This window comes from Saltatorellus ferox (genome assembly GCA_007751475.1).
Classification (GTDB): domain Bacteria; phylum Planctomycetota; class UBA1135; order UBA1135.
Genome location: CP036434.1, coordinates 4,900,239 through 4,912,658, shown reverse-complemented (window position 1 = coordinate 4,912,658; position 12,420 = coordinate 4,900,239). Strand labels below are relative to the sequence as shown.

At 69.0% G+C, this 12,420-nt stretch carries 10 protein-coding genes; 8 read left to right on the top strand and 2 right to left on the bottom strand.

Annotated elements, in window-relative coordinates:
• The first annotated feature begins 85 nt into the window (after window positions 1-85).
• The 7 genes from Poly30_RS17615 (at window position 86) to Poly30_RS17585 (ending at window position 5,702) form a co-directional block, all read left to right on the top strand.
• Entirely contained in the window at window positions 86-1,270 is a 1,185-nt protein-coding gene (locus Poly30_RS17615; protein ID WP_145200073.1) for a hypothetical protein, read from the top strand.
• A complete protein-coding gene (locus Poly30_RS17610) occupies window positions 1,270-2,052 on the top strand; it encodes a hypothetical protein (protein WP_145200070.1) in 783 nt (260 codons plus the stop codon). The genes Poly30_RS17615 and Poly30_RS17610 overlap by 1 nt, the downstream gene beginning before the upstream one ends.
• A gap of 9 nt (window positions 2,053-2,061) precedes the next feature.
• Window positions 2,062-2,580, top strand: coding sequence for a MotA/TolQ/ExbB proton channel family protein (locus Poly30_RS17605; RefSeq protein WP_145200067.1), 519 nt, complete (start codon window positions 2,062-2,064; stop codon window positions 2,578-2,580).
• A gap of 27 nt (window positions 2,581-2,607) precedes the next feature.
• Window positions 2,608-3,087 carry an ExbD/TolR family protein gene (locus Poly30_RS17600; protein WP_145200064.1) on the top strand — a complete coding sequence of 160 codons (480 nt, stop codon included), beginning with the start codon at window positions 2,608-2,610 and terminating at the stop codon, window positions 3,085-3,087.
• Window positions 3,084-4,097 (top strand): hypothetical protein, encoded by a 1,014-nt coding sequence (locus Poly30_RS17595; protein ID WP_145200061.1) that lies wholly within the window; start codon window positions 3,084-3,086, stop codon window positions 4,095-4,097. Before Poly30_RS17600 ends, Poly30_RS17595 begins: the two co-directional genes overlap by 4 nt.
• 31 nt (window positions 4,098-4,128) lie before the next feature.
• Window positions 4,129-4,710, top strand: a complete 582-nt coding sequence (locus Poly30_RS17590) for a tetratricopeptide repeat protein (protein ID WP_145200058.1) — start codon at window positions 4,129-4,131, stop codon at window positions 4,708-4,710.
• A gap of 71 nt (window positions 4,711-4,781) precedes the next feature.
• Window positions 4,782-5,702 (top strand): hypothetical protein, encoded by a 921-nt coding sequence (locus tag Poly30_RS17585; protein WP_145200055.1) that lies wholly within the window; start codon window positions 4,782-4,784, stop codon window positions 5,700-5,702.
• 20 nt (window positions 5,703-5,722) lie between these two features.
• Here the strand turns inward: Poly30_RS17585 and Poly30_RS17580 are convergent, their stop codons facing one another.
• Both Poly30_RS17580 and Poly30_RS17575 read right to left on the bottom strand, forming a co-directional pair.
• Window positions 5,723-7,072 (bottom strand): NUDIX hydrolase, encoded by a 1,350-nt coding sequence (locus Poly30_RS17580; protein ID WP_145200052.1) that lies wholly within the window; start codon window positions 7,070-7,072, stop codon window positions 5,723-5,725.
• Between the two features lie 77 nt (window positions 7,073-7,149).
• The gene (locus Poly30_RS17575; protein WP_419190319.1) at window positions 7,150-7,758 is read right to left on the bottom strand and encodes an RNA polymerase sigma factor; all 609 of its coding nucleotides are present in this window, start codon (window positions 7,756-7,758) and stop codon (window positions 7,150-7,152) included.
• Window positions 7,759-7,847: 89 nt separating this feature from the next.
• Here Poly30_RS17575 and Poly30_RS17570 point away from each other — a divergent pair, with 89 nt between their 5' ends.
• Window positions 7,848-11,807, top strand: coding sequence for a WD40 repeat domain-containing serine/threonine protein kinase (locus Poly30_RS17570; RefSeq protein WP_419190318.1), 3,960 nt, complete (start codon window positions 7,848-7,850; stop codon window positions 11,805-11,807).
• Window positions 11,808-12,420 lie beyond the last annotated feature (613 nt).

The following is a 12,420-nucleotide window of genomic DNA, read 5'->3' as shown; positions in this document are numbered from 1 at the left end:
GGCTCGCAGAAGATCCTCCAGGGAGCCTTCTCTCAGGCCTGGCAAGGGAGTTGCGTAAGGCCGGGGACACCCTATGAGGTTTCCCATGCGTCACATTCAACAGATCACCAGTTTGACCTTCACGTTCGCGATCCTGGTCGCGCTCGGGCTGGCAGCGCCTCCTTCACTCGCAGCGCCTCCTTCACTCGCAGCGCCTCCTTCACTGGCAGGGGCTCAGTCGCCCAACCAGCGAGCGGCCCAGCGCAATTCCCAGGGCGGCGACGAGGTGCCTGTCACCATCAAAGAGCTCGACATCGCGGACGCGATCGCCGAGTTCCAGTCGTTCAAGGACAAGCTAGGCTCCTACCGCGCGGAAATCAGCGAAGGGCGCGCCGTCGCCCAGGAGACCGCCCAGATCCTGGCCGATCTTCGCGCGAGCGCCTCGCCCGAGAACAACTTCAACGAGGAGCCGATCCTCAGCGCCATCACCGGTTACGTCGACGGCGTGCTCGGCAAGCAGGTCGAGCTCGTCGACTTTCTGGAGTCTCAGCGCTATCGCATCAGCTACTACGCGAATCAGATGGCGGCCTCCGTGCGCCCCGAGGACCTCGCGATCCTTTTCGGCACGCTGGAACAAAACGACGCCGCGCTGAAGACCAGCGTGGCCACCCTGGACGAAGCCCAGCAGGCGATCAAACGCTTCGTCGATGGTTTGCCCGCCGACCAGTTCGACAAGCGCACCTTCCGGCCCACGCCGAAGATGCCGAGGGAGACGCGCGCCCAGCTCGACCAGCTCCTCGCGCGCTATCAAGCCCAGCAGAACGGACTGGACCTGGCCAAGAAACGACTCCAGCTCGTTCGAGCGGCCGAGCGCAACGGCGCGACGCTGATCGACACGGCCGAGCTCGAGGTCAACTCCGACCTGCTCGTCGGCAAGATGTTCGGCGCGCTCGACAAGGTCCGGCTGCAGATGAGCATGGACCTCATGTCCCTGGAGCAGCTCCTCTCGGGCTACGCCCGCAGCGCTCGCACCCAGGGCATCCTCGACGCCTTCCAGAGCCTCGTGGAAATGCAGGGCGACCTCGAAGGACCGAGCCCTGAGCTCTCCGGCGTCCTCGAGTGGCTCCAGGATTCGAGCATCCGTCGCCTCTCCCTTTCCGCTGACGGCTTGAAGCGTCCCGGTCTCGACGTTCCGCGCTACTCCGACATGCTTCGCGAGGCCTACACGAGCGCGTCTTCCCCCTCCGCCACCTCGAACACGGGCGCCCAAAGCGGCGCCGGGAGCCGCTGATGAAGCTGACCCACAAGACCCTTCGCACGGCCACCGTGCTTTGCCTCGTGACTCTGCCGAGCCTTGCCGCTGCGCAGACCTCGGATGCGCCGCAGGATGGGGGAACGACCCTCGCCGACAGGCCAGGCGGCAGTGAAGCCGCCACCGCCGAGTCCCTTCGCGTGAAGATCCGGGACATGCGTATGAACCTTCTGCTCGGCGGCGATCAGGTTCGTCGCGCCGAGGAAGAGGCCGTCGATTTCTACGTCGGGAAGACCCGCTCCGTCGAGAACCGTATGGACGACGTCGCGACCGAACTCGTCGAGCTCCGTGCCAGCTACGACGTGGTGCTCGATCGCGCGCTGGAGACCGGTTCCGAGGACGCGCTGCGCGAGGCTCAGCCCCTGCGCAGCCGCATCACCTCGCTGGAGAGTGAGGAAGCGGGTCTGGTGAAGCGCCGAGAGCGTCTTTCGGAACTCGTCGCGGCCGTCGAGGAGCGTGATCGCGACCGCCGGCGTCTCGTCGACCAGGTGGAGAGCGCAACGGCCCTTCCCGACTCGTTCGGCGCGCCCATGATGAGCATCGGACTGGCTCCGCCTCCCGTGGCCGCCGAAGCTTCGGTTCCTCTCGAGGACGACGCGCTTCTGAACGATCTCCTGGAGCGTGATCCGCGCCGCGCGAAGAGCCTCTACTTCGCCGCCGATCCCGATCGCTACTGGCGCCGTTTCCCCCTCAAGCCGCCCACCGGCGAGCTGCGGCAGGCGATGCGCTTCCCGCTGCCGGATCCGGTCGGCCGTCGCTAGGGCTCAGCGATGGACGCTTCCTGGATCGACTATTTCCGGCTCGGTGGGCCGCTCATGTACGCGGTCCTCGCGACCTGGGTGATCGTCCTCGCCGGAGCCCTCGATCGCGCCTTCTACGCGGTGGGTCGCGCACTGCGCCGGCCAGGCATTCGTATCGCGGCCATGGGGCGCGCGGGCGACCTCGCAGGCGCGCGCCTGGAGTTCGATCGCGAGGCCCACGAGGCCAGGCGCGGCCTGGCGCGCATCGACGCGGTCAGCCAACTCGCCACGAGCGTGGGGCTCTTCGGAACCGTCGTCGGCCTCGCCCAGGGGTTCCTGGGCCGCGGCGGCGCGGGGGACACCTCTCGCAGTCTGGAAGCCCTCGGCGACGGGCTGTCCACCGCGCTCTTCACGACGATCGCCGGGCTCGTCGTTTTCCTCCTCGGGCAAGGCCTGCTCGTGCTGTACCGCGAGTGGCTCGCCCACGTCGAGCGGTACGCCCCGGAGTTCCGTTCGGAGCTCGCTTCGGATACCGCTCGCGCCCGCTGACACCACCACGAACCCCCTTCTCTCCCCATGACATCCTCGAACGCAGAACCGTCGAGCGGACCCGGGCAAGCGGCCCTCACGCCGCTGCTCGATACGCTCTTCCTGCTGCTCTTCGCCGTGCTGGCATCCAGCGACGGAAAGGCGGCTCGGGAGGACGCGACGCAGGAGATTCAGGTGGAGCTCCCGTCGGTCGAGGATGACGGCACGGCGGAGGCATCCGCGAGCGATGTCGCGCCGATCGTCGTCACGATCGACGCGGACGGCGCCGTGACCGTGGGCGAAGCAGCTTTCTCTGTCGCCGAACCCGGGGACCTAGGGGCCGCGCTCGCGGGCTTCGATCCGGTGGCGAGCGTGGAGATCCGCGCTCACGCTGACGCGCGTCACGCCGTGGTGGTGGAGGTGCTGCACGAGCTCCGCCAGGCCGGACGTCTCGACGTTCGATTCGTGGCGACGCGGCGCGAGGTCGAGGCACCACGTGCCGCTCGCCAGGAGAGGTCAGGCCGATGAGCCTCGTTCGCACCGTCATCTCGTGGGGGGGAGCCGCGGCGCTCACGTGGTGGATTCTCTTCCACGCGCCAGCGCCAGGTCTGGAGCCCGCCGTGGATGCCCCGGCGGCTCCGCCGCTTCGGACTCGCCTCCAGCCGATCACCGAGGCTGCCGTTCCGGTCGATTCGATCGAGACCGCCGAAGCGCCGACCCCCTCGGAGGTCACGCCGCCACCGGAGGCCCAGCCCGAGCAGCTGCCAGAGCCAGAGCCAGAGCCAGAGCCGCAGCCCGAGCCGGAGCCCGAAGCTGAGCCGGAGCCGCAGGTGGCTGCCGCTGAGCTTGGCACCCGCGACGGCGACGAGGAAATGGAGGAGCGCTCGGCCCCGGTCGAGCCCGACGAACCGACCGAGCCCGAGCCAGCCGCCGACCCCCGCCCGACGGCGACCGATCTCTCCCGGGACGTCGCGCTCCAGGCGCAGGCCACCCGCGAACTCAGCGGCGCACAGGCCTCGCTCGGATTCACCACGACGCTGATCTCCTCGCCCGAGGACCAGCTCGACATCGCCCGAGCCTTCGGCGAGGACATCGTCCTCGTGCCCCGAAGCGCCCTCGACGACACGGCGCAGGCCGAGTCCTTTCGCCTCCGTCCGCGCAGCGGTTCGTCGTCGACCATCGAGACGCTCGCGGGCCGACCGGACCTCGAACGATCGCGCCAGTACCGCGACCTCTTCGCGTACGACTTCCAGCGCCTCCCCGCGAAGATCCGCGAGCTGCGCCGCCGCGTGATCCGGCGCGACGAGGTGTTCCTCTTCGCGGCCTTGATCCCCGCCTCCGAGTGGGCCGTCGTCATCGGCCGCCGCCAGGAGGCCTGTCGCGCGGCGGGCGTTCTCGAGGACGACGTCGAGCAGTACATCCTCCGCTACGTTCGCGTGGCGGGCGGTCGCTTCGACTTCATCGTCGACGAGATTCGTCTCGCCAGCGGCGAACGTATCGCGTCTCCCGTATCGTCTCCCCGCCGTTCCAGCTTCTGAAACGCCCCAACCCGCAACCCGACTGTATCCCATGCGAATCCTCTTGGCTCTACTTGCGTCCCTGTCCGCCGCGTCCTGCGCCTCCACTTCGGTCCAGACGTTCTCCAGCCCGGAGGAAGCCACGAACGCCATCGTGGCCGCCGCCGAGCAGGGTAACCAGGACGAGGCGCGCCGCATCTTCGACTCCTTCGCGCGCTCTTCCGTCCAGCGGGACAAGGTGTACGCCTCGCTCTTCAGCGCTGCGGAAGCGCGCTACGACCGCGGCAACGGCGGCGGAGCGGCGAACATCCTCCAGTTCGTGACGACGCAGTATCCGGCGGCCGCGGCTGCGCGCGAGGCGCTCGTCTATTCGCTCTTCGTCGAGAGAGCCGGCGCCGAGGCTCCGGCCGAGGGACAGGCAGAGACCATGGCCGCCGCCATCGAGAGCGCGAGGTCGGTCTCCAGCGAACCGTCCGCGTGGATCGATCTCGCCGCCACCCAGGTCGCGATCGACCGCGGGGATCTCTCTGGCGCGCGCGCGGAGTTCGGGAACTTCCTGGACGCCTGGGACGGACAGCCCGCGAGCCTCCTCCCTTACGTCGAGGACATCGACCGTTACCTGCAGTCCCACTGAATCGCTTCCCGAGCCGATTCTCGAGCCGTTTTCCGCGGACGCCCCGCCTCTTCGTTTGCCCGGAGCCCTCCATGCGCGCGACCTTCCTCCTGACGTCCACTACCGTTCTCCTGCTCGGCCTCGCCGGGTGCTCCACCGTCTCCCGCAGCGGCTATGACCCGCACTCGGAGTCCGGCGGTGGGATGCATCGTGCGGATACAGCGTTCGAAATCGGCGCCATAGCGGACGAACTCGCCGAGCGCGCTGAATCACGCACGTCCCTCGGGACGGCGCGCATCCAGATCGGCGCGCTCGATGCGATCGAGCCGAGAAAATCGCCCTATCGCCAGGTGACCCTCCTCGAGCGTGATCTGCGGGCGACGCAGGCCACGATCCGGCACGAGCTGGAGATGGCGCTCGGCAATCGCATGAACCTGGTGGGGGCAGGAGCCGACCTCGCGACCCACGCGATCGAGGGGGAGTTCCTTCGGAGCGCCGACTCGCTCGATCTTTCGCTTCGCCTCGTCGAGTTGAAAAGCGACTGGATCGTCGCGACGGCTCGCCGCACGATCGAGGACTTCGTTCCAGAATTCTATGATCGGCGCCTTCAGGCGCCGGCCGACGGTTTGCCCGATCGGGGCTCGTCGACCGAAGCGGCGTCCTCGGGCCGATACGATCGGGAGGAGCAGGACGGGGCGGTCCGGTCCCGAGCGCTGCGACCTGCCTATCCCGCTCCAGGATCCACCTACTCGGCTCCTTCGAGCGATTCGATGCTTGGCCCGAACATCGCTTCGACACCTCGACCATCCGACGTCTTGACCTCGGGGGCTCCACCGGAAGAGCTCCCTGCTTCAGGGGCCTCGGCCGAGGCTCCGAAGGCGCCGGTGGATGGGCCCTTGGAGGAACCTCTGGAAGGCCCTGTCGAGTTCGATCGCGGCCCCGCCGCTGCCCGACTTCGGGCGAACGGCGACCTGCCGCCCGCCGCAAAGGCCAGCGACTCCAGGGAGCAGTAGACCCGCCGGGAACCCCTCTATCAGGCTCCTCGCGGAAGGACGGTTCGGACCAGCCAGCCTGCGGCGAAGGTCGCGGCGACGCTGAGCGCTGCGTCCTCGACCATCAGCGTCTCGAAGCCGCTGGAGAGCACGGCGCCCACGGCCAAGCCCGCGAGCGCACCCGCAGCGGCCGCCATCGGCAGGGACAGGCGGCGCTGACCGCGTTCTTCCCTGAGGGAGAAGAGCGCCTCACCGACCCAGCCACCCAGGAGTCCGGCGGTCAAGAAAACGAGGGCTGCGCCGACCGTGTCCAGGACCGGACGAGGCGCCGTCTTGAAGAGGCCGGCCGCCGCCGCGATCAGCACCGCCGCCGCCGTTGCGCCCAGCGCGATCGTCGCGTGGGTCTGAGCGGTGCGGCGTGCGTCCTGCTTGCGGGCCTCGTCTTCGAGCGCGGTTTCCACGGCCGAATGGACGGCAAGGAGCACATCGACGGACACGGGGCCTCCGTTCACGGGCGCGGCGGCCGCGAGCGCAGGGCGCAGGTGTTCCGGGGCGCGGTCGAGCGCACGCCGGAACGCGACGGAGCGGCCCTCGTCGTCGAGGGCGCCGAGGGTCTCACGCTCGGCGCGGGCGCGAGCGCGCCTGGCCCCCGCGACGTCGCCGCGCGTCAGGCGCTCTTCCGCGCGCTCGATCTCGTCCCGCGCCCGCAGGAGTGCTTCCAGCTGCTCGGGATCCTGGGCTCCTCGCGCGAGAGCCACGCTATCGTCGCGGAAGGCCTCCAGGTCCTGGGCCAGGTGACGGTGCTCCGGCGACGCGAAGGCCAGCTTCTTCGCCGGAAGCGGCTGTGAGAGGAGTCGCGTGACGAGGCTGCGCTCCCCGTCCGAGGAGAGCGCCTGGGCAGCTTCCTCCAAGTCGAGCCAGTGGAGCGTGAAGCCCGCGGGGGGCGGCGCGACGAGATCGAGGCCCGCGGCGCGCGTGGGGCGCGCGAGCCAGAACCAGGTGGCCATTGGCTCCCCCTCGATCCACTCCTCGGTTTCGCCCAGCGTCTCGACGAGCTTGACCTTGCGCCCCGTGAACGCCTCGGCGGCGCGCGTCGCGGCTGTCTCCGCGCTCTCTCCCGGCCCCACCTCGGCTTTCGGCAGGCTGACGAGTCCGCCGGATTCCAGCACGGCGATGCGTGCGCCCGCGTCCGTGGCCCGGATCACGCAGGCTCCCGCGGCGTTCCAGGGCTCCTGGGCCGAACCGCCCTGTCCTGCGCCGCGGGGACGGCTCATCGACAGGTGCCCTGTTCGGAGTTCTGCGTCCATCGAGCCTTCCCCTTCCAGCTCGATGTCGTCTTCTATGGGGGGAAGATCGTCGAATTCATCTTCCCGGAGGTGCGCCTCATTCATCGCTGCATCCTACGGATGCCGATGACCGATTTCCCCCCAAAGCCGGGGTGTGAATCAGGATGAGCCCGGAGGTCGCGCTAAAGGTCCAGCAGGAAAGCGGGTAGATCCGTCGTCTGGAGCTTTTGGCGCAGGCGCTGCCACCGTTTTCCCGCGGCTTCCTCGCTGATTCCCAGGCGGTCGCCCACTTCCCGAAGCGGGAGTCCCTCGAGCCCGCAGTGCAGGACGAGCTTGCGCTCGCCGTCGGGGAGGGCCTCCACGGCCGCCTGGAAGCGGGCGAGGCTCTCGTCCCGCGCCACCCGCGCGCTCACCCCGGTGATCGTGTCCGCCACGGCGTCCAGCGGGTCCAGTTCGCCGCTGGACGGCTGTCCCCGATCGGGTTTTCGCGCCTGGCGGGAGGCCTCCAGGGCCACGTTCTTGGCGATGCGGAAGATCCAGAATCGAAACGGGATCCGGTCGGCGTCGAAGGCTTCGATCTTGCGCCAGGCGCGGAGCCATACCTCCTGGACGAGGTCGGTCGGATCGAGGACGGCCTTTTGCTCCGGGCGTAGTCGCAGGTTGGCCCAGGTATAGACTGCCGGGGCGATGTGCTCGTACAGGCGGGCGAACTCCGCAGCGTCGCCTCCCTTGGCGGCGAGGACGTAGTGCTGGGTGAGTCCCTGGAGGCTGTTGAGAGGGGCATCTGCCACGATGGAAGAGTAGCACGGCCGGCGGTCGAATGCGGTGTGGCTCTCGCCGGGGGGTAGACTGTTCGTGCCCTCCCACGCCCACGACTTTCATGCCCGCATTCGACGAAGAACCTGTATCGAGCCGGGACGGCGAGCTGGCGGGTGATCCATTGGACGGCATCGCGGACGATATCGCCGCCGACGTGTCCGACTTCGTCGCTGACTACCTGGACGACGAGGACGCGGGCGCGGTACGGCCCCTCAGCGCCTACATCGCGCGGTACCCGAGGGCAGAGAAGGCGGTCGCGCTGGAGTACCTGCGGCTCCAGGGCGCCGTGGAGACGGCCGAGTCGAAGGCGCCAGGGGGGCACTCCAGTGACGGGGCCGGACGCGAGAGCGCGGGCACCGACGTCTTCGCAGGCCGCTACCGCCTCCTGCGGATGCTCGGAAGCGGCGGCCAGGGCGAGGTCTGGCTGGCGGAGGACGTGAGTCTGGGTCGAAGAGTCGCCCTCAAGCTTCTCAAGGGGATGTTCGTGACGGAGGACCGCCGCCTGCGCTTCCGACGCGAGGCGGAGTCGATCGCCCGGCTGGAGCACCCGGGCCTCGCCCAGGTGCATGACGCCGAGGTGGACGGACCGCAGCCATTCATCGCCATGCGGTTCGTGCAGGGGGTCGATCTGGCGACGAGCCTCGCCCATCGGACCCGGGCGGAGGCGGGCGCGCCGGTGCGGATCGAGCCGACCCTCCCCTGGGTGCCCAGGAATCGCGACGAGCTGTTCAGCGTGCTCCGGTTCTTCGAACGGACCGCGAGAGCGCTGCACGCTGCACACCAGGCGGGGGTGCTGCATCGCGACGTCAAGCCCGCGAACCTCATGATCACGCCGGATGGGCAGCCCGTTCTGCTGGACTTCGGCCTGGCTCGCGAGACCTCCCACGAGCTGCCAGATGGGACGCCGGCAGCGGAGAGTCATTCCTCCACCAGCGCCCTGACGCGCGAGGGCGACCTCTTCGGAACGCTCAGCTACATGTCGCCGGAGCAGCTTCGCGGCGAATCCGCCGATCTTGACGGCCGAGCGGATGTCTGGGCGCTTGGCGTCACGCTCTACGAAGCTCTGGTGGGGGAGCGGCCGTTCTCCGGAGCGACTCCGCTTCAGCTCGCGGAGAGCATCGAGATCGGCAAGCTGGAAGATCCTCGACAGAAGAATGGCGCTCTCACGACCGACGTGAGCGTCGTTGTCGGGACGGCCCTCGAGCGAAGCCGTGAGCGCCGCTATGCGTCCGCGCTCCATTTCGCCGAGGACCTCCGGCGGATCCTCGAGTACGAGCCGATCCACGCGCGGCCCGCCGGTCCGCTGCTCCGATTCGGCCGCTGGTGCAGGCGAGAGCCCGCGTGGGCCGCGGCACTTTCCGTCACGCTCGTGGCGCTCGTCGCAGGGCTTGTCGCTTCCCAGCTCGCGCTCGCAGAGCAGCGCCGGCTGAACGACAAGAACCGCGCGGCCGCCCGTGCGTCCGCCGTTGCCCTGCTTCAGCAGTACACGCCCGCCGGTGCTCTCGCGCTCGGGCTCGACGCCGTCGAACTCGATGACACGTGGCTCAATCGCTCGACGCTCTACGGCCCGCTGCTCGCGATGACGCTCATCGGTGAGTGCGAGATGCCGATGGCGCGAGTGTGGGATGCGCACTTCCTTTCGGAGACCCATCTAATCGCCGGATCGGTGGGAGGCACCGTGGCGATCTTCGAGGTCCGGAGCGGAGACCTGGTGGCTTCGGTGAGACTCCCTGCGGATGTCCATTCTCTCGCGGTGGGAGCGGATTCGCGTCACGCGTACGCGGGCCTCGGTTCAGGGGAGGTCGTGGGGCTGAGTCTTCCGCCGCTCGGTGCGAACTCCCGGGTCAACTCCAGTGTCAACTCCCGGGTCGACCCTGGAGCGAGTCCGGGCGCCATCGTGGTCGATTGGAGCGTGAGGGTCGCGGACGGCGCCGTGGAGGACCTGGTCTCCGGGGATGGATCGATCTACTGCATCGCCGCGCCGGGCTCCGTGCTGGCGCTCGATGCCAGAAGCGGCCAGGAAACGGCCCGCTACACGACGGACGGCGATGAACTCGCACGGCTGGAACTCACGCATGGGGCGGATCGCCTCGTGGTCGGGGACACCGTGTTCAAGCGTGGGAAGAAGCCGGGTAGAAGCCATTTCGTGAGGATCCTGGACGCGCACGATCTCTCGGTCGTGGCGGTGCTCGACGAGGGCGAGCAGGTGGTCGACTTCGACGTGGCCGGAGCCGCGGACGTGGTGGCGACCCTGGGGCTGAGCGGGAACTCCTCTCTGTACGACGCTCGCTCCGGGGCTTCGCTGCCCACGGTTGCGCCGCTCGGCCTGCGCCACGAACGGCTAGCGGGAGCCAGGATCGCCGTCTCCGCCAATGGCCGCCGCTTGGCCGTGGGCTTCGACATCGGAGAGCCAGGCGCGGACGATCCCTACGAAGTGACGCCCTCCACTCTCTGGTTGTACGACCTCGATGCGCAGAGGCCGGACGGCCTCGCCACCTGGAGTCCGGGGAGCGTCCAGGAGCGCGTGCTCGGGATCCAGTTCTCACCGACGGGTGATCGACTGGCCGTCGCCGACGCGTCGAATCACGTGCGCGTGTTCTGCGCCTCCGATGGAACGGGCGAGCGCGTCCATTCTGAGCTCACGAGAATGACGGATCTGAGGTTCTCGCCGGGGGGCTCGACGCTGGCGTCCTTCGGGATCGCCAAGCTCGTCTATCTGTGGCGGACTCGTCGATCGGAGGAGGCGTTTCGCGTCGATCCGATCGTGCCCGGTCAGCCGGAACCCCTGGTTTGGGGAGCGTTTGCCGGCGATGGCGAGCAGGTCGTCGTCCTCGAAGCCACGGGGCGCGGTGGGGTGTTTGCGGCGCCTCGACCACTCCGGAGGGGCCAGCGCGGTGACGGGGAGGACGAAGGGACGGACGCGGCAGGTTCGGACCCGGCCGGACCCGAACCGGGCACACTCCTCTATCGACTCGACGGCGGCAACGCGGAGGACTCGGGGCCGATCGACGTCGGCGCCGACGCGGAACGAGCTCGGCTCGCGCTGTCAGCCTCTGGCACGATGGCGCTCTGGTTCCATTCGGTGGATGGGCGCGCGCGGCTCACGGACCTGAGGGACGGCGTCTGCGTGGGGGAGACGGTCGTGGAGGGCTGGGAACCAGGTCCGATACGCTCGCTCGACGTGGTCGACCTCGGGCTGGACGGGAAGGCTGGCGCGACGGCCCTTCTCGTGGATACGAGCGGCGTGGCCTGGGTCTGGGATTTGGCGCGGGGACCCGGTCGCCTTCGCGAGTCCAGAACCCACGGCGGATGGCGTCATGCACGTATGCAGCCGGGTCCCGACCTGCGTTTGCTGCTCGCCGCTGGTCTCGAAGAAATCGTCGCCCTCGCCCCGGTCCGAGCCGCCACGGCGACCGGACCTGACTGGGACGAACAGGTGTACGAGGCGCCCGACCTCAGCCCCACGGCGCCCCGTGGCATCCAGACGTGGGTCCTGTCCCCCGACGGAGGCGAACTGGTGCTCGCGAGTACCATCGGACGGATCTACCGCTGGGACACGGCCACGGGGACGCTTCTCGCCACGCCCTCTTTGCGGGCCCCTACCCGGTGGCTCTCGTATCTCGACCGCGATCGGGTCGCGGTGGCTTCCTCGGGACCCCGGACCCATCAAATCCTCGGGGGACCCTCCAGCGTCATTCCGATGGCGCATCACTCGGCTCCCATTCGGTCGATGATGGCGGCGAGGGAGGCGGGGGTGGCGATCTCCGGTTCGGAGAGCGGGGCCGTTCTGGTCTGGGATGCCGCGTCCGGCGCGCCCCTCGTGCGGAGTCAGCTCCATCAGGGCCCCGTCCTCGCCGTGGCGGCGCACGGGAACCGGGCGACGCTGAGGGTCCTGTCTTGCGCAGCGGATGGGGCAGTCGTGCTCCCGCTGGACGTGATCGGGGTGGCGCGCAGGATCGCGCCGCGGAGACTGTCCCTGAACGACGAGTCCTTCATCGAGACCATTCTCGGTGGGGGGTAACCTGAGACGGGGACGAGATTGCCGAGCAGGGCGCGATGGGGTCGATTTTTCGCAGGGTTCGGACTCTTTTCGAAGGTTTCCTGTCTGCCACCTCGGTTCCCCGACAGTTAGTACTGCGGAGCCGCCCGTCGCTGCCTCGCCCCATGTCCCACGTGGCGACCCTTGGCTCCAACACGCGTGCTGGTTCCCTCCGTCGCCCTGGACGGAATGGAGCAGGCATCCGTGACCCTTTCTGTCGGAGGATCTTGGGGACGAGCGCTCTGCGCCCGTCCCCTTCTTCGTTTCGAGACGTCAGACCGCCGTTTCGCTTTTTCCCGGGCCGACAGGTCGTCGGCCTGGCCCGCTGGAGGAACTCTGCCCACCCCCGACGCGTCCCACCCTCCGCCAGCCCCGGAAGCGTGTCGCCTGGACGCGAGTTCGCGTACGCGCAACGCGCTCCCGGGCAAACCGTTGCGACCCCCTTCCCAGCGGGTAGTCTTCGTCTGGCCCCGCTCTCTCCCTCCCGAATCGCTTCATCATGCTGCGCAGCCACCCCGCCCGATCCGGATCCGTGCACGCCCGTTCCGCTCCCCTTCCGCCGATCGTTCGCGGCTGGCAGCGGGTCCCCAGATGG